22 protein-coding genes are annotated in these 26,539 nt (G+C 36.6%); 8 read left to right on the top strand and 14 right to left on the bottom strand.

The window, feature by feature from the left end:
- Window positions 1–2 precede the first annotated feature (2 nt).
- Window positions 3–1,361 (top strand): M64 family metallopeptidase, encoded by a 1,359-nt coding sequence (locus PZ898_RS12910; RefSeq protein ID WP_277693498.1) that lies wholly within the window; start codon window positions 3–5, stop codon window positions 1,359–1,361.
- Between the two features lie 30 nt (window positions 1,362–1,391).
- On the opposite strand, the gene PZ898_RS12905 is transcribed toward PZ898_RS12910, so the two are convergent.
- Window positions 1,392–1,916 carry a 2'-5' RNA ligase family protein gene (locus tag PZ898_RS12905; RefSeq protein ID WP_277693497.1) on the bottom strand — a complete coding sequence of 175 codons (525 nt, stop codon included), beginning with the start codon at window positions 1,914–1,916 and terminating at the stop codon, window positions 1,392–1,394.
- 81 nt (window positions 1,917–1,997) lie between these two features.
- On the opposite strand from PZ898_RS12905, the gene PZ898_RS12900 reads away from it, so the two are divergent.
- Both PZ898_RS12900 and PZ898_RS12895 read left to right on the top strand, forming a co-directional pair.
- Window positions 1,998–2,321, top strand: a complete 324-nt coding sequence (locus PZ898_RS12900) for a PadR family transcriptional regulator (RefSeq protein ID WP_123279028.1) — start codon at window positions 1,998–2,000, stop codon at window positions 2,319–2,321.
- Window positions 2,318–3,037 (top strand): hypothetical protein, encoded by a 720-nt coding sequence (locus tag PZ898_RS12895; RefSeq protein WP_277693496.1) that lies wholly within the window; start codon window positions 2,318–2,320, stop codon window positions 3,035–3,037. Before PZ898_RS12900 ends, PZ898_RS12895 begins: the two co-directional genes overlap by 4 nt.
- 17 nt (window positions 3,038–3,054) lie before the next feature.
- Here PZ898_RS12895 and PZ898_RS12890 read toward each other — a convergent pair whose 3' ends face one another.
- The 3 genes from PZ898_RS12890 to PZ898_RS12880 form a co-directional block, all read right to left on the bottom strand.
- Window positions 3,055–4,167 carry a serine hydrolase domain-containing protein gene (locus PZ898_RS12890; RefSeq protein WP_277693495.1) on the bottom strand — a complete coding sequence of 371 codons (1,113 nt, stop codon included), beginning with the start codon at window positions 4,165–4,167 and terminating at the stop codon, window positions 3,055–3,057.
- A gap of 211 nt (window positions 4,168–4,378) precedes the next feature.
- The gene (locus PZ898_RS12885; RefSeq protein WP_277693494.1) at window positions 4,379–5,089 is read right to left on the bottom strand and encodes a diphthine--ammonia ligase; all 711 of its coding nucleotides are present in this window, start codon (window positions 5,087–5,089) and stop codon (window positions 4,379–4,381) included.
- 69 nt (window positions 5,090–5,158) lie between these two features.
- Window positions 5,159–8,506 (bottom strand): methylmalonyl-CoA mutase family protein, encoded by a 3,348-nt coding sequence (locus PZ898_RS12880; protein ID WP_123279031.1) that lies wholly within the window; start codon window positions 8,504–8,506, stop codon window positions 5,159–5,161.
- A gap of 256 nt (window positions 8,507–8,762) precedes the next feature.
- Here PZ898_RS12880 and PZ898_RS12875 point away from each other — a divergent pair, with 256 nt between their 5' ends.
- Entirely contained in the window at window positions 8,763–9,095 is a 333-nt protein-coding gene (locus PZ898_RS12875; RefSeq protein ID WP_062675912.1) for a hypothetical protein, read from the top strand.
- Window positions 9,096–9,133: 38 nt separating this feature from the next.
- On the opposite strand, the gene PZ898_RS12870 is transcribed toward PZ898_RS12875, so the two are convergent.
- Entirely contained in the window at window positions 9,134–10,231 is a 1,098-nt protein-coding gene (locus PZ898_RS12870) for a DUF3667 domain-containing protein (protein ID WP_277693493.1), read from the bottom strand.
- Between the two features lie 349 nt (window positions 10,232–10,580).
- Between PZ898_RS12870 and rplM the strand changes: the two genes are divergently transcribed.
- The 3 genes from rplM to rpsB all read left to right on the top strand — a co-directional run bounded on the left by rplM (window position 10,581) and on the right by rpsB (window position 12,398).
- Window positions 10,581–11,036, top strand: coding sequence for a 50S ribosomal protein L13 (rplM, locus tag PZ898_RS12865; RefSeq protein ID WP_002976217.1), 456 nt, complete (start codon window positions 10,581–10,583; stop codon window positions 11,034–11,036).
- Window positions 11,037–11,042: 6 nt separating this feature from the next.
- A complete protein-coding gene (gene rpsI, locus PZ898_RS12860; protein WP_002976218.1) occupies window positions 11,043–11,429 on the top strand; it encodes a 30S ribosomal protein S9 in 387 nt (128 codons plus the stop codon).
- A 207-nt stretch (window positions 11,430–11,636) separates the two neighbouring features.
- On the top strand, window positions 11,637–12,398 hold the full coding sequence (gene rpsB / locus PZ898_RS12855; RefSeq protein ID WP_062675707.1) for a 30S ribosomal protein S2: 762 nt from the start codon (window positions 11,637–11,639) through the stop codon (window positions 12,396–12,398).
- Between the two features lie 645 nt (window positions 12,399–13,043).
- Here the strand turns inward: rpsB and PZ898_RS12850 are convergent.
- The 8 genes from PZ898_RS12850 to tsf form a co-directional block, all read right to left on the bottom strand.
- Window positions 13,044–13,484 carry a DUF6759 domain-containing protein gene (locus PZ898_RS12850; protein WP_277693492.1) on the bottom strand — a complete coding sequence of 147 codons (441 nt, stop codon included), beginning with the start codon at window positions 13,482–13,484 and terminating at the stop codon, window positions 13,044–13,046.
- Window positions 13,485–13,490: 6 nt separating this feature from the next.
- A complete protein-coding gene (locus tag PZ898_RS12845; RefSeq protein WP_277693491.1) occupies window positions 13,491–14,180 on the bottom strand; it encodes a DUF6759 domain-containing protein in 690 nt (229 codons plus the stop codon).
- 17 nt (window positions 14,181–14,197) lie between these two features.
- Window positions 14,198–14,875 carry a tRNA (guanosine(46)-N7)-methyltransferase TrmB gene (trmB, locus tag PZ898_RS12840; RefSeq protein WP_034692928.1) on the bottom strand — a complete coding sequence of 226 codons (678 nt, stop codon included), beginning with the start codon at window positions 14,873–14,875 and terminating at the stop codon, window positions 14,198–14,200.
- Between the two features lie 96 nt (window positions 14,876–14,971).
- The gene (locus tag PZ898_RS12835) at window positions 14,972–15,736 is read right to left on the bottom strand and encodes a DUF6759 domain-containing protein (protein WP_062675709.1); all 765 of its coding nucleotides are present in this window, start codon (window positions 15,734–15,736) and stop codon (window positions 14,972–14,974) included.
- Between the two features lie 296 nt (window positions 15,737–16,032).
- Entirely contained in the window at window positions 16,033–16,827 is a 795-nt protein-coding gene (locus PZ898_RS12830; RefSeq protein ID WP_062675710.1) for a hypothetical protein, read from the bottom strand.
- Window positions 16,828–17,030: 203 nt separating this feature from the next.
- Window positions 17,031–20,429, bottom strand: coding sequence for a T9SS type B sorting domain-containing protein (locus PZ898_RS12825; RefSeq protein WP_277693490.1), 3,399 nt, complete (start codon window positions 20,427–20,429; stop codon window positions 17,031–17,033).
- A gap of 220 nt (window positions 20,430–20,649) precedes the next feature.
- The gene (locus PZ898_RS12820; protein ID WP_277693489.1) at window positions 20,650–23,481 is read right to left on the bottom strand and encodes a gliding motility-associated C-terminal domain-containing protein; all 2,832 of its coding nucleotides are present in this window, start codon (window positions 23,479–23,481) and stop codon (window positions 20,650–20,652) included.
- A gap of 300 nt (window positions 23,482–23,781) precedes the next feature.
- On the bottom strand, window positions 23,782–24,606 hold the full coding sequence (gene tsf / locus PZ898_RS12815; RefSeq protein WP_034692936.1) for a translation elongation factor Ts: 825 nt from the start codon (window positions 24,604–24,606) through the stop codon (window positions 23,782–23,784).
- A gap of 143 nt (window positions 24,607–24,749) precedes the next feature.
- Between tsf and PZ898_RS12810 the strand changes: the two genes are divergently transcribed.
- A complete protein-coding gene (locus PZ898_RS12810) occupies window positions 24,750–25,520 on the top strand; it encodes a DUF6759 domain-containing protein (RefSeq protein WP_062675713.1) in 771 nt (256 codons plus the stop codon).
- Between the two features lie 59 nt (window positions 25,521–25,579).
- Here PZ898_RS12810 and PZ898_RS12805 read toward each other — a convergent pair whose 3' ends face one another.
- Entirely contained in the window at window positions 25,580–26,536 is a 957-nt protein-coding gene (locus PZ898_RS12805) for an acetyl-CoA carboxylase carboxyltransferase subunit alpha (protein WP_062675714.1), read from the bottom strand.
- Window positions 26,537–26,539 lie beyond the last annotated feature (3 nt).

Here is a 26,539-nt window from a genome sequence, read left to right as displayed (position 1 = left end):
TTATGAAAAAAACTTTATTATCCCTTTTAATCGGAAGCAGTTGTTTTGCACAGTCATTCGAGACTGTTCCTCTTTTACAGAATGGAGACAACAGTAAACGAGTTGTGATTGCCGTGTTAGGAGACGGATTTACCTCTGCACAGCAAGCTGCCTTTACAACATCTGCTCAGAATACAGTCAATTATCTTTTTACAAAAAGTCCGTATACGGAATATAAAAATTACTTTAATGCCTATGCCGTAAAAGTAATCTCTACCGAATCCGGAGTAAAGCATCCCGGAACGGCAACAGACGTTACCGAGCCCGTAATTCCTGTAACCAATCCCAATAACTATCTTGGGTCTACTTTCGATGTAGGAGTTCACCGTTGCATCTACAGTAATACAACCAATAAAGTAGGACAGGTTCTGGCAGCCAACATTCCTGATTATGATATTACTTATGTTTTGGGTAACTCTACAGAATATGGAGGTTGTGGAGGAACTTATGCTTTTGCTTCACTCAATGGTTCTTCCAATGAAATTGTGGTACATGAGCTGGGGCATTCTTTTGGTAAATTAGCCGATGAATATTGGTTTTCAGGTTCACTGGAATCTCCCAATAAAACTCAGAATTCTAACCCGGCAACGATAAAATGGAAAAACTGGGTAGGATTGAATGGAGTAGGAGTTTATGCCCATGCTGAGAGTCCCACCTGGTTCAGACCGCATCAGAGTTGCGAAATGAGATATCTTAATCAACAGTTCTGCTCCGTATGTAAAGAGGCAATTATTGAAAAAATTCATAGTCTGGTTTCTCCTGTAGATTCCTATACTCCGGCAAATAATACCACTGTGGATGCTACATCCAATGTTACTTTCACTGTCAGTGAAATCCTACCCATCCCGAATACGCTGGTTAATTCCTGGAGTTTAAACGGAACGGCTCTTGGGGAAACAGGAAGTAGCATTACGATAACTCCGGGACAACTTAACAATGGAAGTAATACCCTGACTCTTTCGGTAGTGGATAACAATCCGCTTTTGAAAGTTGACAATCACAGTACACTTCATGTAACCAATGTTTCCTGGACTTTGAGTAAGACTACGCTTAAAATTTCAGAGATAAAAGCTGAAGAAAGGCGTTTTAGCCTTTATCCTAACCCAACAGATGGAGAATTTTTCATTAAAGGCAAGCAGGCCTTTTCAAAAGAGGTGAAAGTAGAAGTTTATGATGCTTCAGGAAAGCTCATTCCATCAAGATTTGAACTGAATGATTCTGCTATAAGGGTTGATATTAAAAACTATCCCGCAGGTACTTATCTGTTGAATGTAAAAGAAAATAAAAACCTGATTATTTCTCAGAAGATCATCAAAGAATAAATGAAACGAAACCGGCTCCAGTAGCCGGTTTTATTTTTCCAGTTTTTTCTCTGCTACAGGTACCCATTGTCCATCGTGGCGAAGTAGGAGAATTTCATCAACTATAAATTTAGTTTTATACTCCTTGGTTTCATATTTTTCCCATGCTCTAAGATAATTTTCCCAAGTCAGATCTCTGAATCCCACAGTCATATGCGGGTGAAAAGAATATTGAGCAAAATTAAAATGCTCCTTTACCCTGTGGTAAAGCTCTGTTAATTGAATATTTTCTTTTGGCTGAATATAGAGTACAGGATTTTTAGGGTTGGGAAAGCTTCCAAAGCCATCCAGTTCTACTTCAAAAGGTGTAATTTCTGTATTGATTTTCTGAAAAGCAATGTGAATATCTTCTTCCAGTTCAATTTCTCTCGAAAAGGGAGGAAAGAGTGTAATATGTGCTTCGTTTTTCAAAGCCTTGGAATTGGCATAATTTGTTGCCAGATCCTGTTTAAAAACTTTTATTTCTTCAATAATTTCCTGAGGAGGGTAAATGGCTATGAAGTACATTTTTTTCATATGACAAATTAAAAGTTTTTAAATTAAATTTTAATACATAAGAAAATTATGCATAAGTTTGTAAGGTATTTAAACCATTCTATGAAAAAAAATAGTCTCTATAAGGGTACTTTACAGAATATTATTTTAAAGCTCCTTTCGAAAGAAGTGAAGATGTATGGTTATCAGATTACTCAAAGAGCTAAAGAACTTACTTTGGGTGAACTTGAAATGACAGAAGGTGCGCTCTATCCATTGCTGCATAAATTAGAAAGCGATGGAATGATTACTTCCGAAATTCAAAAGATTAATGGGAGAGACCGGAAATATTACCTGTTGACTGAAAAAGGAAAAAAACAACAGGCAGAACAGGAAACTGAGATGAAAAGTTATTTACTCAACCTACAGACAATATTTAACATATGATGACTGAAGCACAGGAAAATAAAATTACAGATTATCTGGTGGCCCAAGAGTTGTCTCTGGATATTCTGGTAGAAATCAGAGATCATATGATCAGTCAGATTTTGGATATTCAAAGCAATGAGAATATCAATTTTGAGGAAGCTTTCTTGAAGGTAAAAGAATCATGGAGCAATGAGTTTAAAATGGTTAATTATTTTTTATTTTATCCTACAAAAATTCCTTTGATTGCCAAAAGAATTATCCGGGAGAAATACAAAGGGATTTTCAAAAAATCTTTGATGGTAGCTGCTCTGGCATTTGCTGTTAATCTGTTACTAATTTTTATGGCAGGAAATCAGGAAGAATATAAACTGTTTTTCCGACTTCTTAATGGTTCATTTGTAGTGACAACAATATTGATATGGATTTTTAATCACAAAATCTGGAAGTATATAAAAGCAGACTTTAAATACAAAGGAAAATGTCTCTATACCATGTATCAGCAGAATCTTGGATTAATGGTTGTGTGTGCCAGCTCCATGACGCAGGTGGCCATAAGGAACGGGCAATATGCCTACCAGTTTTTCAGAGAACAGAATTATGCAGATGTTGCCGGGGTTCTGGTAACCTTAATTCTTCCTTTTGTATTACAGGCAACTCTTGCTTTTGCGGTATTCAATTTTCTTGAGCATAAAAAGAATTTAGTCAAGATGCAGGAATTCCTGAAGCTCGTGTAAACAAATGGGTGCTAAAACTAATGTTTTGATCGAAGTTGGTTCAGTGTATTCTCAAGATGATCAGTGATCTTTTTCACTTCAATATGAGGTCTGAAGATCACTCCTTTTCCTCTTTCTTCATCGGCAATATTAGAGAGAATAATCACAGACGTTTTGGTATCCGGATAATAGATGTTTAAGGAAGGAGAACCTTTTATATAGCCGCTGTGGAAATAAGAATTGGGTTGACCGATATTAAGCATAATTCCATAGGCGTAACCCATTTTTCCAAAAATAGCATGATGCCTTTCTGAACTTTTTGCCATGAAGAGTTTAAGGGTTTCCGGTTTTAAAATTTTTCCACCATAGAGAGCTTTATTCCATGAATGAAGATCCTGAATCGTAGATAGTATTCCTCCAGCGGGTATCCCGATTTCTGATCCGCCCAATCTTTTCGGCATATTGGGAACTTCTGAGAATTTGGCAGGTGTCCCTACATACGCACTGGCAAAATTATTTCCTTTGAAAGTATTTCCTGTTGAAGAATGGGACATTCCTGCTTTTTTGAATAGTTCCGATACATTCTCATCATATGATTTTCCAGAAACTTTTTCCACAATCTTTCCAAGAGTATTGAATCCATCATTGGAATAAAAGAAATCTGATCCACTTTTGAACATCAGTTTTCCACCCATCAGATTCAAACCGGAAGTATGATTTAATAGCTGATGAATTGTGATGTTTTCATATTCTTTGATTTGAAATTCTTTCAGGTATTTTGACGCTTTATCTGTCACATTCAGTTTTCCCTGTTCCATCTGGAGCAGAATCAGAACAGCAGTGAACTGTTTGCTCACAGATCCGATTGCAAAAATAGTATTGCTGTCAATTTTACTTTTTCTTTTAAAATCTGAATAACCGTTTTCCCTTCTGTAAAGAGGTATAGAATCTTTAAAAACAGCTATGCTTCCATTGAAATGATATTTCTTGAAAGTGGAATCAATCTGTTGCTCTAAAAGGGTTTTCTGAAAAGCAGCAATGGTAGAATCAATGATTGCTTTTTTATCAACCGGGGCAATTTTTGGAACCTCAGTTGTGGTACAGGAAGATAAAAAACAGAAAAAGGACAGGAATAATAAATTTTTGATCACAGGTGTTGTATTTTTTAAATGATGATTGATATTCTTAAAGATACTAAAATATCCTGAAGAGCATTAAGGGAAGCAAATTGCGTGCTAGGATGAGGTTCCGGAGCAATTTAGTGCTAATTGAATTAATATTTGTGGACAATTTTAGTTTTAATAAAATTCTCCTGCGATAAAAATGGTACATTTAAAAGCATGGGGAAGAAAATTCACAGGCCTATTTTAATACAAGGTCGCTAAACCAGAAAACATACTCTCCATCTTCTTCGTCAGGAGATGTTTTGGGTCTGGGATACGTTTTCTTTACTGTTTCTCCAATTTTAAACTGAATCGGATTTTTGAAAATGGGACCATCAAAAGTAAAAGTATGAAACTCTCCGTTTTCTCCGCATGGATCAACATTTTCAGGAAGGTCATCAATGAATTGCTGATCAATAATTCGTCCGGCAAAACTTTGATCAAGGTAAGATCCGTTAACACAGGTTACGATAGTTCTAAAACCAAGATCTAAGAACTCATGGATGAGGTTGGAGGTGTTTTGTTTCCAAAGAGGAAATACTGCATTCATGCCAACAGCATTTAATTGGTCTTCTCTGTATTTTCTGAGATCTTCCAGAAAGATATCTCCAAAAATTGAATGCGTAATGCCCTGAGCCTTAATTTCAGTCATTGTTGTATTCATGATCTGTTGATATTCTTCCATGGATGGTTCTTTAGGGAGTTCCATTTTGGTTAATGGGATTCCGAGGCTTTCCGCTTGTTTTTCTAAAAGCGATACATGAACTCCATGCATAGAGATCCTTTGAAATTCCTGATTGATGCTGGTAAGCAGTGTAGTGATCTCGTACTGATCTTCCTGTAGTATTTTATAAAGAGCAAGGGTAGAATCTTTTCCACTACTCCAGTTGAATAAAGCTTTTGGTTTCATTGTAAAATAAAAATCTCCCAAAAATAGGGAGATTTCATGTATTATAAATTAAATGATTGTATCTGTATATTACATATTTCTTCTGTACTTACCGCCTACTTCAAATAAAGCATTGGTAATCTGTCCTAAAGAACAGTATTTCACAGCATCCATCATCACTTCAAACAAGTTTTGCTGGTTGATGGCTGCATGTTGAAGTTTTCTTAAAGCTTCATCGGACTTACTTTCATTCGCTTGCTGGAAGTTGTGAAGAGATTCAATCTGTGCCTGTTTCTCTTCTTCTGTAGAACGGATAACTTCTCCTGGTAAAACAGTTGGCGAACCATCTTTTCCTAAGAAAGTATTTACTCCGATAATAGGATATTCACCGGTGTGCTTCAGCCATTCGTAATGCATTGATTCTTCCTGGATTTTTGAACGCTGATACATAGTTTCCATAGCTCCAAGAACGCCACCTCTTTCTGTGATTCTGTCAAATTCAGTATATACAGCTTCTTCTACAAGATCCGTTAATTCTTCAATGATGAATGATCCCTGAAGCGGATTTTCGTTTTTAGCCAATCCTAATTCTTTGTTGATGATTAACTGAATCGCCATTGCTCTTCTTACCGATTGCTCAGTAGGCGTTGTAATTGCTTCGTCATAAGCATTGGTGTGAAGAGAGTTACAGTTATCATAGATTGCATAAAGTGCCTGAAGAGTCGTTCTGATATCGTTGAAATCAATTTCCTGAGCGTGCAGAGAACGTCCTGAAGTCTGAATGTGGTATTTCAACATCTGACTTCTTTCGTCTGCTCCGTATTTTAATTTCATGGCTTTTGCCCAGATTCTTCTTGCCACACGTCCGATTACTGAATACTCAGGGTCGATACCATTGGAGAAGAAGAAAGATAAGTTCGGTGCAAAATCGTTGATATCCATTCCACGGCTTAAGTAATATTCCACATAAGTAAATCCGTTAGCCAGTGTGAATGCCAATTGGGAAACCGGATTCGCTCCTGCTTCAGCAATATGGTATCCTGAAATGGAAACAGAGTAGAAGTTTCGTACTTTTTCTCTGATGAAATATTCCTGAACGTCACCCATTAATCTCAATGCAAATTCTGTGGAGAAGATACATGTATTCTGGGCCTGGTCTTCTTTTAAGATGTCGGCCTGAACAGTACCACGAACTGTAGCAATTGTTTTAGCTTTAATTTCTGCATACACATCAGCAGGGATTACTTCATCACCTGTTAATCCTAAAAGTTGTAGTCCTAAACCGTTGTTGGATGGAGGAAGTTCACCGTTGTATTTTGGTCTTTCTAATCCTTTATCATCAAATTTTTCTTTAAGCTTAGCTTCTACTTTAGACTCTAAACCATTTTCTTTGATGTATTTTTCAACATTCTGATCGATGGCAGCATTCATAAAGAAAGCCAGTAGCATCGGTGCAGGACCGTTGATTGTCATTGAAACCGAAGTTAATGCATTTACCAGATCAAATCCGGAGTATAATTTCTTCGCATCATCCAGTGTCGCAATAGAAACTCCCGCGTTCCCGATTTTACCATAAATATCTGGTGGTAAAGCAGGATCCTGGCCATATAAGGTTACAGAGTCAAATGCTGTAGATAAACGTTTTGCAGGCATCTCTGCAGAAACATAATGGAACCTTCTGTTGGTTCTTTCAGGACCTCCTTCTCCTGCAAACATCCTTGTAGGATCTTCACCGGTTCTTTTGAACGGATAAATACCTGCGGTATAAGGGAAGCTTCCCGGAAGATTTTCCTGGCCTTTCCATTTGATAAGATCACCCCAGTCATTGTATTTTGGTAATGCAATTTTTGGAATTCTCAAATGAGATAAAGACTCTGTAGAAGTTTCAACTTTAATTTCTTTTCCTCTTACGAAATAAGAATAAAACTCTGCATGGAATGCTTTTTTCGTATCGTCCCATGTCTTTAGGAAGTCGATATTATCCTGTTGAAGCTCTTTCTCTGCTTTTTGGTATTCAGCGTCCAAAACTTCATTGGAGATGATATTTTTTACACCTTCAATATGATACATTGTTCTGGCCAGCTCAGCCTGCTTTTCAATATTGACATCATATTGTTTGTTGTTTTCAACGATTTCAGAAAGGTAGCGAACTCTTTTCGGAGGAATAATCGTTACTTCTTCAGTAACTTCCTGTTCTACAAAAGTTTTTAGATTTAAATCAGCGAATTTATCGTTTACTTTTGAAACTAATCTATTGTATAATTCTGTAGTTCCATGATCATTAAACTGAGAGGCTTTCGTAGCATACACCGGCATATCATCTAATGGGCTTTCCCATAGAAGATGGTTTCTCTGGAACTGTTTTCTTACCGCCTGAAGTGCATCTAATGCACCACGCTTGTCAGATTTATTCAATGCTACCAGATCCGCATAGTCTAACATGTCGATTTTTTCCAACTGTGTAGAAGCTCCATATTCAGGAGTCATTACATACATGGAAATATCTGCAAAATCAGAAACTTCTGAACCAGACTGCCCGATCCCTGAAGTTTCGAGAATGATGACGTCCGGATGAGCCAGTTTCAATACGTTCAGTGCAGAGTGAATAAATGGAGAAACGGAAACGTTATTTTCTCTGGTTGCCATCGAACGCATATAAACTCTTGGATCATTGATCGCGTTCATACGGATTCTGTCTCCCAATAAAGCACCTCCGGTTTTCTTTTTCGAAGGGTCGATGGAAATAATAGCGATTTTTTTATCTGTATTGGAACGTAAGAAGCGTCTTACCAATTCGTCTGTTAAAGAAGATTTACCAGCTCCTCCGGTACCGGTGATACCAATAATTGGAATAGTAAGATCTTGAGATTTCTCGTCGATTGCTTTTACAAGCTCAGGCTTTTCTTCTGAGAAGTTTTCAACAGCTGAGATAATTTGTGCAATACTTGACGGATTTTCAAAACTGATATCGTCAAGATCTTTTGCAGTGACATCTTTTCCCGTTGCAAAATCTGATCTGTGTACCAGGTCATCAATCATTCCCTGAAGACCAAGTTCACGACCGTCATCCGGAGAATAAATTCTGTCGATTCCGTAAGACATCAGATCTTTGATTTCTTCAGGCAGAATTACACCGCCGCCGCCGCCAAAGATCTTGATCTGAGGTGAATTTTTTTCTCTCAACAGGTCATAGATATATTTGAAATATTCATTGTGACCTCCCTGATATGAAGTTAATGCAATAGCATTGGCATCTTCCTGAATCGCTGTATTTACAACTTCTTCTGCCGATTTATCGTGTCCTAAATGGATCACTTCGCATCCTGTTCCCTGAATGACACGACGCATAATATTAATCGCAGCATCATGCCCATCAAATAATGAGGCAGCAGTTACGATTCTTACCTTGTTGGTTGGAGTATATTTTTGGGTTTCCATAAAAATTTTAGAAAGTTTCTAAGTTTCCAAATATAATAATAAAAAAAGAACATAGTGTTTGAATTTATGTTTTTGATTTTCAGATTATTATTTTGTGTTATTTAATTATATCTCCCCAATTTTGTATTTAAATGTTTGAAAGTTGAATGGTTCGGTAACTACAGAATTAAAATGAGTTATGACGATTTCATTGTCAAAGGGGGCTTCTTCAGATTCTCAAATTAATTTCTCTATTTTTGCACTATATTTTACAGACATGCAAAAAGCGTTGATATATTTCGCATTGGGAACTGCAGTAAGCTTCCTGATTAATTATTTCTTTTTAAGTTCAGAGAATATCGGTTTAGAGTTCTACTACGCTATTGCTTTTGGTGCAGCGTGGGGGATTGCTTATTATTTAGATACTCCGGATATTACATTGGTAAAGAAACTTGGACTGTCTTTTGTAGTAATGGCTATTCTGGTTTTTGCAGGAACTCTGATTTTTAAACTTGAGCTTGCTATTCCTTCTATTCTGAAGTTTTCCATGGTATTTGTTGCCTATTATGTTATAGCGAGCTTTAGGGCGACTAAGTCTTTAAGAAAATAAATAAAAGGAGGCTTTCACATTGAAAAGCCTCTTTTTTATTAGTGTATCATCATGAAACTTATCAGGGCAAGGCCTAGGAGTAAAAACATGAATGCGATAAAATTAATGGAGAACAGTATTATTCCGACAATAATGCTTACCAAACCATGGGCACGATAAACGCGTCTGTGGGCAATAAAGAAATAGGCCATAGTATATAATAACAGGAATGATATTGTTAAATATAAAATAGTATTAATAGGCCAGAAGTCTGTGAGGCCTGTCAATTTAGAGAGTAAGAATATAAGTAAGACGGTTAGTAATAAAAACGAGAAATAATGCAGCGTAAAGATTCCATGATCAAAATACCACCACTTTTTCTTACTATGGAAAACCCATAAAAAGAATGCGAAAAGAGGAAGGTAAATGAAAAGGGCTTTAGGAAGATTATGGAAAGACTTTTCTATCATACCGGCAATAATCTCCTTTTTCTTAACGCCTTTTTCTTTAAGTTCAAAGAATTTGTGAACGATGGGAGCTTCAATAAAACTGAGAGATGACGGGTTTTTGGCTTTAGCAGAATCGTAAGCTTTTCTGGTTTTATATTCTCCAAAGCTAACGTCCGGATCTATTTTTTTGTCCATGTTCATCATGTCTTCTAATTCAGAAGAATCAGGAACAGCTTTTAGCTCTTCAATGGTAAGAGAGTCCTTTGCAGTCAGATGTTTTTTTGCTTTGATACTGTCTATCAGCTTTTGTTTCCCGACAGGGCTCATGATTTTTAAAAGGTTTGTCTTACTCTGCTCTTGTGTGTTTCCTTCTTTAGGGGAACCTATATTAACCATAGGAAAAAGGGCAAATACGAAGAATGTAATAAAACTGACAAAAATATAAAGCTTTACAGGAGGTACGAACTTCTGTCTCTTTCCTTCGAGATATGTGTTTGTCAGTTTGCCAGGTTTAAATAACAAATTTTTTACTGTTCCCCAGAACTGTCCGTCATAATGAGTAAAATCTTCAATGAAATGGGTGAAAAGAAAATAGAAAGGCTGTCGTCTTTCAATATTTTCCTGTCCGCAGTGGGGGCAAAACCTTTCTTCAACCTGATGTCCGCAGTTTAGACAGGTTTTATCTTCTCGTACTTTTCCGTGGCTCATGATTATGCAATATGATTGCCACAAATATAATTATTTCAGTGAAATTATGATTATATTAATATGTTTTACGGGAATCGTTAAAGTAAAATTAATGAAAGAAAGAGTTGAGGGAATAAACTCTTTACTGTTTCATTGGTGTTTTTAGAATCTACGAAGTGTTTTTTTTCATCGGCTCATGAGTTCGCAAGATCTGTGCCAAAATTATAAATAGTGTTAAAATCTATTGATAGAGGGGTGTAGAGTAAAGATTATATAGATTAAATAAAATATGTTTTTGGGTTACGAAAATAATTTGTACCTTTGCACACCCTTTTAGGGGTAAATTATGTTTAATCTTTAACTAAAACGTGTGAATACATTAAGTTACAAAACTGTTTCAGCGAACAAAGCTACTGCTAATAAAGAATGGGTTGTGGTAGACGCTGAAGGACAGCCGTTAGGTAGATTAGCTTCTACGGTTGCAAAGATTTTGAGAGGTAAGCACAAAACGAACTACACACCTCACGTAGATTGTGGTGATAACGTAATCGTTTTGAATGCTGGGAAAATTACACTTTCCGGAAACAAGTGGGCTGATAAGACTTATATCTGGCATACAGGATACCCTGGTGGACAGAAGTCTATGACTGCGGCTGAACTTCAAAAGAAAGATTCTTTAAAGGTATTAGAGAAGTCTGTAAAAGGTATGTTGCCTAAAAACAGATTAGGAGCTGCTATCCTTAAGAACCTTTATTTATATGAAGGAACTGAGCACAAACATGAAGCTCAACAGCCAAAAACAATTAATGTTAACGAATTTAAATAATTAATTATGTCTATAGTTCACAAAATCGGAAGAAGAAAAACTTCTGTAGCTAGAGTTTATGTAAAACCAGGTTCTGGTGTTATTACAGTAAACGGTAAAGATGCTAAAGAATATTTCTCTACAGACGTGATGGTTTACAAATTAAACCAACCGTTTATCCTTTCTGAGACTGTTGGTCAGTATGACGTTACCGTAAACGTATTCGGTGGTGGTAATACAGGTCAGGCAGAAGCTATCAGATTAGGTATTTCTAGAGCTTTATGCGAAATCAACGCTGAGTTCAGATTAGCATTGAAGCCAGCTGGTTTACTTACAAGAGACGCAAGAATGGTGGAAAGAAAGAAGCCAGGTCAGAAAAAAGCAAGAAAGAGATTCCAATTCTCAAAACGTTAAGATTTCTCGTTGGCAGATGGCTTATGGCTATTGGCTACAGGAATGTATTAAATTTTTTTTAAACTTAATCTCGGCGAAAAGCCCATTGCCAAAAGCAAAAAGCAGACCGCCAATTGCCCGTTACGTTTAGCATCCAAACGCTTCTCCCATCTAAAGAAGTTGTTGATTGTTTAAAAGACGGAAAGTAAACTAACAAAAACAGAAAACATGGCAAAAGCAAATGTAAAAGACCTTTTAGAGGCTGGCGTACACTTCGGTCACATGACTAGAAAGTGGAATCCAAATATGGCTCCATACATTTTTATGGAGAAAAACGGTATTCACATTGTAGACTTACATAAAACAGCAGTTAAATTGGATGAAGCGTGCAGCGCTTTAGAAAAATTAACTTCTGCAGGTAAAAAAGTTCTTTTCGTAGCTACTAAGAAGCAAGCGAAAGAAGTGGTTGCAAAACACGCTTCTGAACTTAATATGCCTTATATTACAGAAAGATGGCCAGGTGGTATGTTAACGAACTTCGTTACTATCAGAAAGGCTGTAAAGAAGATGAATGCTATCGACAAAATGAAAAAAGACGGTACATTCGAAACTTTATCTAAAAAAGAAAGATTACAAGTTGACAGACAAAGAGCTAACCTTGAGAAGAACTTAGGTTCTATCGCTGACATGGTGAGACTTCCGTCTGCTGTATTTGTAGTTGATATCTTAAGAGAACACATCGCGGTAACTGAAGCTAAGAAACTAGGTATTCCAGTTTTCGGTATCGTTGATACAAACTCTGACCCTAGAAAAGTTGACTTCGTTATCCCAGGAAACGATGATGCTTCTAAGTCTATTGATATGATCCTTAGCGTAGTTTCTGAATCTATCAAAGAAGGTCAGTCTCAAAGAAAAGCTGATAAAGAAAAATCTAAAGAAGAAGGAGAAAAGGTATCTGCTGATACAGATGCTGATTTCGATGCAGAATAATTAAAGATTTTCTTTAATATAGGAAAAACGCTGGATTTCGGTCCAGCGTTTTTTATTGTTTATACCAGAGAAATTATTTCTTAGGGCATACCATCAACTCTGGTAGATCAGGGTCGGTACTGGGTATAATTACTCCAATTCTGCATACTCCATTGCAGCACATTTCGCCCAGTTCCATACTACAGCCATCCATACAGCTTCTGTATCCTCCTTTGATTGTTCTTAGCTCAGTTCTTGAGACTTTTTTTAAATTTTTCATGGTTTTAGTTTTAATTTTTTTCCTACTCTATATGCTTTTCGGATACCGCAATTATATTTCTAAATATAAGGAAATATTTTTATATGTTTGATCTTCAAAATACTATTTTGATTTGATGCCAATTTTTACTTCTAATAAAGGGATTTAGCTCAGCACTATTTAAAGAACAATGAAATATGAGGACTGGTTTATGGATATTTGTTGATGCTGAGCGCTCTATTAAGCGTTTTCAGGCGGTATAAAGTCTTTTATGTACTTTTTCCTATAGCGAGTTACTTTGAGAACTTTAAAAGCAATCTGATCTTACGGTAAAAAGCTATTAACTATAATAAAAGATGAGAGTCTTCATTAAAAACAAAAACCTGCAGACTTCTGCAGGCTATATTTTAGTTTGAAAGTTTTATAGAATAAGATGTTGTAACAAATTTTGTGGATTGGTATGTTGAGTTACAAACAATCCCGGATAACCTGTAGTTCTGATTTTTCGGAACCATGGTATATCCTATTTTACCTGCACCAATGGGAATCTTCTTGAAGAAATTGCCACCAGTCACCGTAAGGACCATATTACAAGGAGATTTATTTTCCACGGAAATAGAGGTCTTTGGATTTTTAGGATCATCACTGTTGAGAAGGTCATTAAGTACATCAGCTGTTTCCGGCTTATAAGTCTTCATAAGATCGTTATACTCTCTTTCTATATTGGCTCTGTTCCCTGAATTGTTAGAAGGATAAGGGTAGGAGGTTCTTCCCGGATAGCCTCCATAATTAACATTACAGCTGGCAAGAATCAATAAAATTCCGGTGAGAACTAATAGTTTTTTCATCCTATTCTATTTTTTTGACTTTTGTTTTTTCTCTGACTTTTCCGTTATGGGCTCCTTTTGGGCAGACTTCAGTCCAGTGTTGGCGGGTCTTGGATTATCTACTGTTACAAATATACTTTTTTTTATCTCTTTCTGAGAGGAATATTTCATATCACAGATATTGCTGCTCAATGTATATGAATCTTTTTTAAGTACAATGAAATTTTCTGCATGAGCAGGAACAGCAAGATTGTAAAATTCTTTTCCTTCTATCCGCAATACAATATTACAGTCAGAATTATTTTTGAATAAGAGAATCGCTTCATTACGGTTAATGTCCTCATTAAACATTGCATTCAGTACTTTTACAGTTTTTGCCTTGTGTTCAGCAGATGTCTCAGTAATAAGTTTTTTAAACTCTTCGGCATCGTCCGAATTAGTATTTCTCATTGCACTTTTAGGTATGTCTGCAATAACAGGTCTTGCTTCCATAGGTTTGGCCGTTAGCGCTCCCTTTGTCCATTCTGTGTTTTTTAAAGCAATAAGTTTTGGCTTCAGCACAGTCTTTTTAGGATCGTCAGGGTGTGCGTTCCTCAGGTATTCTTCGATTTCTTTGATATTTGTGCTTTTTAAGATGTCTTTACTGCTTTTCTGAGCTTGTGTAAAGTGGGGAATAAGAAATGTGAAGAATAAAATCGTTAAAAATTTTTTTTTCATCAAGTTTGTTTATTTCATCAGCTTATCCGGAATTTGATGTAAGTAATAGTTTTTCCTTTCGCTGAGAATAGCTCTTCGTAATACGTTTTGATATCTCTCAGGTGTTCCGTATTAGGATCATATTCTGGTGCGCCATAGATATCATGGTGGGCAGAAATGATTTCATAGCCTGCTCCTTGTAAATATCCTAGCGTATAGCCGTGCAGGAATTCTGAATCGGTTTTCAGGTGAATGATGCCTCCTGGCTTCAGGAATTTTTTATATCGGTTTAAAAAATCCGGATGGGTTAATCTGTGTTTTGTTCTTTTGTATTTAATCTGTGGATCAGGAAATGTAATCCAGATTTCGTCTACTTCATTTTCAGCAAAGAAATAATCTACAAGTTCGATCTGAGTTCGCAAAAACGCTACATTAGTCATGTTGTTGTCCACAGCTTCTTTAGCGCCAAACCAAAATCTGGCTCCTTTAATATCAACTCCGATGAAGTTTTTTTCAGGAAATGTTTTTGCAAGCCCTACAGAATATTCTCCTTTTCCACAGCCCAGTTCCAATACGATAGGATTATCATTTTTAAAAAAATTGTCTCTCCATTTTCCTTTAAGATCGAAACCATTTAAAGCATCTTCTCTTGTTGGCTGGATTACATTCGGTAATATTTTGTTTTCTGCAAATCTTGCTAATTTATTCTTGCCCATTGAGTTATAAAATGAGTGCAAAAATAGTGAAAATTTATGGAGTCTCTATGTCTTTTGGTAGTAAAAGACATAGATATCATTCGTATTTAGTTTGTATTATTGGCCTCCCAAGGCCACCATAATTGGTCTTTCAATCGTTTTTTGTGAAGCATATTGAGCCCCGCAAACCAGGCTGGTAAAAAGATATTGTCCTTTATCTATCACAATGGAACCTTCACCCTGGGCAGGAACTGCTAGTCTATATTTGGTCGTTCCTACGCCTTCCATTCTTACAATGATGTTGCAATCTGATTTATTTCGAATCAAAACAATACATTCTTTAGCATTAGGATTATTATCAAATAGGGAATTTAAGATTTTTACTGTTCTGTTTTTGTGTTCTACAGGAGATACAGCCATCAACATATTAAATTCTTCTGCTTCAGTATTTGGAATGGCGGCATTAGCATTAGCGTTTACAACGTATGTATTTTGAGCAGTACTAGGTGTATAGACTGTGGTAGATTGTTTTGCAGCCAGCTCAGCTTTGTATTTTGCAATTTGTTTTTGTTTGATGATGGCATTCATTTCATCAAAAGTAATTTTGGTAGAAGGTCTTCTCCTCAACATAGCAAGCATTTCCTGCATGTCTTTTACTTTTTGATCAGCAGGGTGTGCATTTTTGATGTACTCTTTCATCATTTCCATTACCCTGGGTTTCAAAACAGATCTTCGGGGATCATCAGGATGAGCATCCCTTAAAAAGGCATTGATCTCATAGATATTCTTACTTTTTAAAATATCACTATAATCTTTCCCTTTCTTTTGGGCAGAAGCCATAAAAAAGAACATACAGCCAAGAAGTAAAAGTACTTTTTTCATTAATTAATATTAAGTTAGAAATTAGGTGCTTCACTTTTAATTTGCGTTTTGGTTGCTTAGTTTTTTATTTGATAACGAAATATCTGGTGTTTTTATTTTAAACACTTGTTTGTGAGATAAAATTAAACATATTTTTGAATATTGAGGAATAATATGTTGCAAAATTTGAATAATTCATATTGTGAATACTTTTGTAGTAAAGCATAGCTGGTGTTCTCAGCCATTCCGCAAAAAAATAACCCATGTAATGTACATGAGTTATAAAATATTTTGAATTGTTTTTTTTGCCGAAATCTCTAGTTGCCGCCTACAACTTCCTGAAGATGTGAGCTTCTGAGCCTTTTCTGATAAATAGGAAGATATTTTTCAATAGGAATTTTTACTGCTTCAAAGTTGCCTGCTAATACGTAGGCCTGGATATTTTCGGAGGAATAAACAAACTGAAGGAAGTTATCAATTAAGTTTTCCGGTATTTTAAACTTTATAAAATAATCTTTCCCCAGATAATTTTTGATCTGTGCTACGGAGCTGTTCATCCTTTCATAGGCCTGGTAACGCTGTTTTTTCTTTCTTTCTCCGGAAAGGATATCATAAATACTTTCCAGGCTGAAGGTAAGTCCTCCATCTCTAAGTCCTGCAACAGGAAGTTCCGGAGGTGTTCCGTCTCCTTTGGGTTCAGGAAGACCAATTACTTTTTTAAGGGCATATGCTTTGTCTTCTTTTCTTAAAGAGTTCACGTCATATCGGAGGTTACCGGTAGGCTTGAACCTGCTGAGAACAATCTCCTGAATTTCGTAATAGGCGATTTTAAGCTCAACCAGATTTTTTTGTTCCATAGACTGAGGAGTCAGTTTGATGTCTTTTCTTTCGGTAACAATAGAGGTAAACCGGATGACATCCCCGGTATTGGCAGGGATATTAAAGTTTCCATTGTAGTCCGTAAGAACGGTTTTCTGTGTATTCAGATTGGTGACATACACCTGATTGAGATATAAAATAGAGTTGTCTCTCAGAAATACCTCCCCGGAATATATTTGTGCATTAATTTTTGCCAGAAAAACCAATAGCAGTAGAGTAAACAGTTTCTTCATATAATGCGCAAAATTACATAGAAATAAAGCAATTCTGTGTAGTTAGATGAAGATTAGTGGTTAAAGTTATATTAAACTTTGGGATTAAATTGTTAAGGAGTGTTAGAAACTTGCCATTCATGTAAAAAATGAAACATTTACATAAAAAACCGGAAGAAATAAGTGCTGAATTTTCAGATGTTTTTTCTTCCGGTTTTCTGTTGTTACCTATGTTTTACAAGCAGCCAGCTCGTGTATTTTACCATAAGGTTGGAGCCATATTCCGTCCAGGTGATAAAATACCAGTAATTTGCTGTAGGAACATATCTGCCTCCGATTCTTCCATCCCAGGTGTATCTGTTTTCAGGAGTGCCCCTGAAGACTTCTGCACCATATCTGTCAAAGATCCGGAATACAAGATTATCATTCTTCATTAAGGCAGAATAGTCGATGACTTCATTATGCCCATCTCCATTCGGAGTAATGGTATTGATCAGATTAATAATGGCAAATGGTTTTTTAACATCCTCACACATTTTAGAGTCTCTTACAAATATGTTGTGAGCTCCTCTGGGTACATTGTAGAAAACATTGGAACTCTGCCATACCACACCATCTAAGGAATATTCATATGGAGGTGTACCACCGCTTGCCCCAACTTTTACAGTTGTTCCATCAATTTCAATAGAGGTTATGATAGGAAGCGGCAATTCTGTAACATTTACATATTGCTTGTAAACACAGCCATTGAAGGTAAGTTCTACCCAATAACTTCCGGGAGCAACATTCGTAATGGAAGGAGTTGTCGCTCCGGTGCTCCATAGGTATTTTTCAAAGCCAGGTCCTGCATTAAGTGTAGTAGTAGTTTTTGGGCAAATTGCCTTGTCTTTTAAAATATCTGATTTCTTAGGAACTTTAATGTTAATCTTCAGAGTACCTACTTCAGGACAAACTCCATTTTTTTCAAAACGGATATAGTAGGTCTGTGAATTAGTGATATTAACAGGAGATAAAACTGCATTCACATTGTTCTGAGCATCTGTTAGAGTTGTATGAAAAGTAAAAGTAACATTCGGATCTAATGTAAACTGAGGAATAAACTGAGCTAAGTTGACACTTTTTATTCCGTCCAGATCATCATCACAGGTACTTTCGGTAACGGTTTTTGTAATCAATATTATTTTTGCTCCGATACTAAATTGTAAAGGTTTGATCACAGAAGCACATCCATCCGGAGAATCTACCCTGATGTAAATGGTTGTAGTTGCTGTATAACTCCAGCTATTAGGGAGCGTATTGTTATTCCCTGCATTGGCATCTGCCAGATTTGCATAATATCTTACATTCGTAAAATAATTTGGATTATTAAGAACAATAGGGGTGATATTGGAAAGCACAACATTAACTGTTCCATCCAGATTATCATCACAGAAGACTCCATTGTAGTTATCCTGTACAATAGCTTTATTAAAAAGTGATAATGTTATTTGTGCAATGTTTTTACATCCAATATGGTCATTAACAAGTGCATATACTATTGTTCCGTTAGTTGCACTATAGGCCGTTGTGTTAGTTATTAGTGCTGCGGCATTTTCATTCTGAGCATCCGCAAGGGTAGGGTAATAAGTAATAGTAACAGGTGAGTTACTGGTAACATTTGCTGTCGTCAGGTTGAAGGTTCCCTGACCATTGATATCACAGGCAAATAATGTCGCATTCATTACTGTTAGAGGCTGAATATTCAGGGTAACGGTTACTGTTTCACAATCTGGAAAGTCTGGATCATCTCCACAGAATGTATAGGAGAACGTATCAGTTCCTGATGTTCCGGGAGTATTTACAGTATAAGTAATAGCACCTGTAGTAGGGTTTATAACAGCTGTACCCAATGAAGGTGTTGATGTAATAGCTACTGTGCTTGGAACGGGAGTTTGTGATGAGCCACTGAATGCAGGGATTATCGTTTTAGCATTACATACGTTGTATGATGTATTGGTCAGTTTTGTACAATTGAGAACTTTAAATTGTTCAGTAACTAAAGGTGCACAGCTTCCCATTGTTACAGAACATGTATAATATCCAGGTAATGTAGGTGAGATTGATGAAGTGATAGCTCCCGGAACAATAACCCCGTTTCTGTACCATTGGTAAGTATCATAGATTAAAGGATCCACAGTAAGAACCATACCTGGAATACAACCACCTCCGGATTGTAAAATAACCGGCTGTGTAGGAAAACCGGCAAAAAAACCTCCATATCCTACTGCATCACTTCCGGCAGTGATGCCAGCCATAATTGCTTTATCTGAAATTACAGTAATCGTACCTGTTACATTGGGAATGCCATAGGTTACCCAATTAGTTGTACCTGTCATATTGTAAGGACCGGTTATTGCAGAAGGATTCGTGCCGTTCACGGTAACACTGGCTCCTCTTTCTGTAATAATATTCAGCTTTGTGGTGATGTTCAGAATACCTCCAGGGTGACCGTTTGAATGAACAAAGTTTTCATTAATAAGACCCAGCTCGTTAATCTGCTTGGGAAGATAACAGTTTAATGCAGGAATAAAATTGAATCCTCCGGTAAATACTTCACTTCCTGCATTTGAATCTCCAGCTAAAATCTGGTATACATAAGCATTTTTAGATGTTTTGAGATATAAATTATAGTGACCGTTTCCCTGAAGAATATATTTGGAATCTGGAATAATGAAATATTTTCCTGCATTGATAGTTGCTACAGGAGGGATTTCATTATTGACAAAAACCTGAGTATTGTCTTCCGTAGCAATTACAATGGCTCCTTCTGTACGAGTACCAATCGGTCCGCTACCCTTTACAATAGCAAATTCATTTCCAAGTCTGTTAACAGGCACTGACTGGTCCATTAAAATATCTGAACTAGCGGGATAATTTCCGGCGTATTGACCGTTAAAATTTCCGTTGGTTACATTAACAGGTTTGTTTGAAGTAATCTTTGCGCCAATGAAGCCATTAAAGTTTCCCGTTATATTTCCTATTCCATCAATAATGTAGGACTGGCCTTTATTTAAAGTAAAGGTTAATGTTGGGTTGGTTGTGCCAGTCAATCCATTTGAAAACTGAACAGTAGGGCTGTAGCCGGAAACGGTAACAGTTGTGTTATCTTCGGTTGCCAACACGCTCGTCATGAAATTCAGAATGGAGTTACTCACAGTAATAGGAGCTGTAGCTGCATAAAACTTTAGCCCTGTGGAGGAAGTCCCTTTGGAAGTAATGATTTCTGCATGGTTGAATACTGAGAACCTTAAATTAGCATAAAAAGGAAATTCAGCTTTAAGATATAATCCCTTAGTGGTTGGTGTAAATAAATCTGCCTGTAGTTTGGTAATGATATAATCTCTTAATACATCGAATTTTTGCGGATTATTTTTACTGATATTTACCGTTCCAATCAGAACGTTATTATTGTAAATGCTTACAGGAAAAGGAGTAGTTCTGTTGGTTGATAAATACAGTTTTTGATAGGGATTGGGAGCGCCTGTTCTATCTATCATCGGAGCAAACCAATGCTCCCGGTCCAATTGGGCAAAAGCAGAGGTGAATATGCAAAGCATAAACAAAAAAGATAAAATTTTTTTCATTCAGCGGTGGTCTTTGTAGCAAATTTAGTGATAAAAAGTATTAAATTATTGAAAATAGAATAAAAAAATATGATTTTGAAATCGTGGTTAAACAAAATTTAAATTTATATTATTTTTTTTGCTTTTAACATAATATAATAGGCGGATTAATTGAAAATCTAAAAAAAATGAGCCGCGATTATCTGATCGCGGCTCATTAAATATAGTTTTAAACTAATTATTACTCTCTGTTTTTAACAAGAATCCAACCTGTATATTTTATTGGGGTCTTTTCTTTGTTGGATTCATTCCAGCTGATATGGTACCAGTATGTTCCTGTTCCCAATTTTTTATCAAAGTGTTTTCCATCCCATCTGTAGTTGTTGAACCTATTTCCGGTGAACACCATGTTTCCATATCTGTCATACACTACAAAGCTCAGATTTTCTTTATAAGCCAGTTCACTGTAATCTATATAATCATTTACATTATCTCCATTAGGTGTAATCGCATTTAATAGATTAGGAATGGTAACTTCCACAGCAATAGGAGTACAGTTATAAACATCTTTTACATAGAAAGTGTGCTGTCCTCTCGTTAAACCTGTGAAGGTACTTGAATCCTGCCAGTTTGCAGTACCATCAACTGCATATTTGTAAGGAGCTTTACCTCCGCTTACAATTACAGTTGCTGTATTATTATTGATTTCAATAGTTTGAATTACTGGATCTTCAACTTTTTTAACTTTTACAGTCTGGGTAAGGAAGCATCCGTTCTTACCAAGAATTACAGTGTATTCTCCCACCCCTATATCTCTGATACCTGAGGAGGTAGCTCCAGTGCTCCATTGGTATGAATCATATCCAGGACCAGCGTCCAGGTTCGTTTTCGCATCCATACAGATATACTGATCTACAAGGATTGGAGATTTTTTAATTGGAAGTACAATTAATTCAATTTTTGCATTGGCCGTACATCCCTCAGCAGTTGTTACTTTCACGTATACAAATCCTCCTGTTGAAGGGAAGTTGTTTGGGGTTGTGATTTCATTGATTCCTGCAGTAAGGTCATTCAGAGTACGGTAATATTTCTTTGTAACAGCATTATAATCTGTTACCTTTGCTTTGGTAAGGTCAAAATAAGCGTAAGGATCTACATCATACCAGCAAGCCTTAATAGAAGTATCCGTTACAATGAATGGTACTACAGTAAGGTTTAAGGTTACCTGTTCGCAATCTGTAAACTCAACTGAGTTTCCGCAGAATTTATAAACGATTTTGTCTGGTCCCAGATATCCCGGATTAGGGGTATAAGTGATCGTTCCGTTTGGATTAACCACGGCTGTTCCTTTGGTAGGAGGAGTCAAAATTACTACTGTACTTGGAACCACAGTCTGAGTGGAAGAAGTAAACGTCGGAGTAATAATTTTAGTAGAACAAGCATTAAGAGCCTGTGTAGTCTCTTTTAAACAGTTTTGTACTTTATAAATAGGAGTCGTCACAGGAGGACATGTTCCCATGGTTACTTTTACGGTATAATTTCCAGATTGTGTAGGAGTATACGTATAACTGGTAGCACCCGGGATAGCCACTCCGTCACGGAACCACTGGTAGGTTTCATATCCATCATCTACTTCAAGAACGATTCCCGGAACACATTCACCTGTTTTTTTTGCAATAACAGGGATTGAAGAGAATCCTGCAAAGTAACCTCCGTATCCTGCAGAGCTATATCCTCCGTTGATACCTGCTGTTACAGCTTTTGTAGATGTAATCTTAATATTTCCGGTTACACTGTTGATGGCATACGTTACCCAGTTGGCATTTCCTGCAAGGGGATAAGGACCCGCTTCAGGGAGAAGAGGCGCGTCATTCAACATTACAGTAGCACCAGCCTCTGTCAGAATGTTTAATTTTACTACCAGATCACTGGGAGTAGAGCTGGCTCCTCCCACGCCAAGAGGCATTTCATTGATCTTGCCGATTTCATCAATTTTTCTTGGAAGGAAACAGTTTAATGGCGGGATATAGTTGAATCCATTGGTAGCATCACTTTGCAAAACTCCGATAAACTGGTATAAATATACATTTTTGGTGGTGGAAATGAACATATTTGAATGTCCTGATGTTCCCTGAGCAACGTAGCTGGTTTCGTTAATTCTGTACCATTCTCCGGCAGCAAGTGTTGCAACAGCAGTACCTCCGCCGTTTAGATATACTTCAGTATTATCTTCGGTAGCAACAATAAGACCTCCCTCCATATTTAAGGAAGGTTGAGTAGATCTTGTTTTTACCATGGCAAAAGTATTCCCAAGTCTGTCAACCGGAACAGATTGATCGAGAACCGGATCACTTCCTGTTGTTGAAGCAGAGAAGTTGGCATTACAGCTTCCATTAGTCAACGTTACAGGCTTGTCAGAAACAATTTTAGCCCCGATAAAGCCTGTTTTATTTCCGGACTGAGAACCGGATCCTGCAAGAATGAAAGATTGTCCTTTTTGTAAAGTGAAAGTCTGAGTATTTCCAGTTGGATTTCCATTAATAAAAACAACTCCGGCAGTTGGATTCCATGATACGGTTACATTGGTATTGTCTTCGGTAGCAAGGACACCTGCTGTAAAATTTTGAATACTGCTGGTATTGGTGTTGGGAGCGGCAGCAACGAAAAATGTTTTTCCAATTCCGGCTTTTCCTTTACTGGTTATTACTTCCCCGTGAACACTCTGAGCCAGTCTTAAGCTGCAGTAAAAAGGCTTGGCTGCTTTTAAATACAATCCCTTATTACCCACAACAAATGCGTCAGTAGTAGTGGTAGCAGAAATAAGGCTGTTGGTAACTTTATAAGTCTGCGGACTACCTTTACTGATGGTAACGGTGGTTACTGGAGCATTGTTATTGTAAATGGTTACATCAACGGGAGTTGGAGAGTCTGTGGAAAGATAGAGCATGTTGACATAGCTGTTGCCGCCAACACTGTCGTAATAGGGAGCTATCCAGTGCTCGGTATCCCTTTGTGCAAAGAGTGTATTAATTGTCAAAAAAATTAATACCAAACTGAGTAGAAATCTTTTCATGAGTATGGAATTAGGATTTCTACAAAAATAAAATAAAAAATGAAATACTTTTAATAAAATTTAAATAAATGTTAAATATACGCCTTCGGTTTTTAATCAAAAACCCTGTTAGGTATGAAACTGGTAATAGACTCTTGAGCGTAACCATGGTGATTATCTGGTAATAATTCTTTTTTCGGTGAATTTTTTAGTCTGTTAATTTTTTCGGATGTATGACCGCATTATTGAGTGAAAATAATGGTAATAAAAAATCCCGGTGAAATTTTCACCGGGACTCTATATTCTTTTGAAACAGTCAGCTTATAGGCTTACTCTTACAAATCCTGTTACTTTTAAGTCTGCGTTTACAGATTTTACGTAATCAGCAACTGAGATACTTCCGTCTTTAATGAAATCCTGGTGTACCAAAGTGTTGTCTTTGTAGAATCTCTGCATTTTACCTTTCAGGATGTTGTCGATAATGTTGGCAGGCTTACCTTCTTCAGTAAGTTTGTGTCTTTCAATCTCTAACTCTCTGTCGATAGTTTCCTGAGAAACTGCAGTTTCGTCAAGAGCAATTGGGTTCATTGCAGCAACTTGCATAGAAACAGCTTTAGCAGCTTCTTCAGCTCCGTCTACTTTTGCAGAAAGAGAAGTGATAGCAGCAATTTTGTTTCCAGCGTGGATGTAAGCTCCTAAGAAATCTCCCTGGATTCTTTCGAAAGATCCGATTTCGATTTTCTCACCGATAACTCCTGTTTGCTCAACTAATTTCTCAGCAACAGTGATTCCGTGGAAATCTGTAGCTAAAAGCTCTTCTTTAGTAGCAGCGAAAATAGCCATTTCAGCTAATTCGTAAGCTAGCTCAACGAATGCTTCGTTTTTAGCAACGAAGTCAGTTTCACAATTTAAAGAAATTACAGCACCTAAAGTGTTGTCTTCATTTACTCTTGCGATTACTGCCCCTTCAGTAGACTCTCTGTCAGCTCTGTTAGCAGCAACTTTTTGTCCTTTTTTTCTAAGGATATCTACCGCTTTTTCGAAGTCTCCTTCAGCTTCAACTAGAGCTTTCTTGCAGTCCATCATACCTGCACCTGTTTGGTTTCTTAATTTAGCTACGTCTGCAGCAACTGGTGTATAAGACATAATATCTATTATTTTTTATTTAAGATTAGTATTAATTTTTAGCTTAATTTTAGAGCAGTGCAAAGATAATGATTTTAATGATAAACTAAAAAATGACTTTTCACGTTATTAATATATTTAATACTATTTTAAAGGTTTGATTAATGAAAAAAATCTTCTTCCTTCTATTTATATGCATTTTTGCTCTAGGTTTTTCTCAAAAAAAGAAAAAAACAAAATCTAAAGCTGTTGTTGAAAAAGAAACTGTAATTATCTATACCGAACAGGAAGCTGAGATTTCAAAAGAGGCAAGAGTCATTGCCGGATTTTTGAAACAGAACCCCGGTCATGCTAAAACTGACTATTTCAAAAGAAAGCTGATTGATATTATTATGGCAGATAATTCACCGGAAGCAAAGCCTACAATCAGACCAATCAGTAAAGAGAAAATTGAAAATATTGTAAAAAATAATGAACTGAATAGCGGTAAAACACTTGCTGCAAATAAAACAAACACAGTAAACGGTAAGGCTGTGTCTAATAATACTGCAGCGGCTATTGAGGCTTTAAAAGAAGAAAGAAGAACTACTTTTGCATCGGTGGGATCTGCAGGTACAGCAAAAACGGCAGGAACATCTAAAGCTGAGCCAAGTGAGGAAGGGAAAAGGAGAGCAGCGATGCTTACTCATCTTTTTAATAATGATATCAACAAAAGTGAAGCTTATATCAATATTAAGAATAGGTCGTCCTGTAATCTTATTGTTAAGATCAGCGGGAAAAAATATTACAATTTAACGGTTCCAGCAAAAGGAGAAAATTTTATCCTGGTTGATAAGGGAGAGTACGTAATGACCACATCAGTCTGTGATGCAAAATATTCATCTGTAAAGAAAATTACTCAGGATATTGAAATTGCCCTGAATGTTGCGGAATAGAATAAATAAGAAGAAAACTAAAGAAAAAAGGTTAAGAAAAATTCTTAACCTTTTATTTTTTATCCTTTGAACTGACCCATTGCAATGAATTTGTCCTGTCTTTGGGTTTCAAGCTCCTGACCTGTAAATTTGGAGAAAGCTTTGATATTCTGTAAAATTGAATTTTTCAGGTTTAAATAGGTTGTCTCCTGATCATAATGAGCACCTCCAAGCGGTTCCTCAATGATTCCGTCAATGAACTTTTCTCTTAAAGCATCTGCCGGAGTAAGATTTAATGCGTTGGCAGCATCTTCTTTGTGATCCCAGTTTCTCCATAAGATAGAAGAACAGCTTTCTGGTGCAATTACTGTATACCAGGTGTTTTCCAACATATATACTTTATTTCCAACACCTATTCCTAATGCGCCACCACTGGCACCTTCTCCGATGATGTAAGTGAAGATTGGAGTTTTCAGCTGAACCATTTCAAAAATATTTCTTGCAATAGCTTCACCTTGTCCTCTTTCTTCAGCTTCCAATCCTGGATAAGCTCCCGGTGTATCTACTAAAGTTACCACAGGGATATTAAACTTTTCAGCAAGTTTCATTAATCTTAAAGCTTTTCTGTATCCTTCCGGATTTGGCATTCCAAATCTTCTGTGCTGTCTTTCTTTAGTCGTTCTTCCTTTTTGAGTCCCTATGATCATTACTTTCTGACCATCAAGGGTAATCAATCCTCCAATCATTGCCGGATCATCAGCGAAATTTCTGTCTCCATGAAGTTCTAAGAAACTGCCTTTGTCTGCCATTCCGTTGATATAGTCCAGTGTATAAGGACGATCCGGGTGACGGGACAGTTGTACTCTTTGCCAAGGTGTAAGATTTCCATAGATTTCTTTTTTCTTTTCTAAAATCTTATCCTCAATCTGGCTGCATGCTAATTTTACATCAACACCACTTTCTTCTCCTACTAAAGAACACGTCTGGTATTGGTCCATCAATTCTTTGATAGGAAGTTCGAAACTTAAATATTCCATTTC

The organism is Chryseobacterium sp. WX (assembly GCF_029542485.1).
In the GTDB taxonomy this organism is placed as follows: Bacteria; Bacteroidota; Bacteroidia; order Flavobacteriales; family Weeksellaceae; genus Chryseobacterium; species Chryseobacterium cucumeris.
This window is presented reverse-complemented; position numbering and strand designations above follow the sequence as displayed.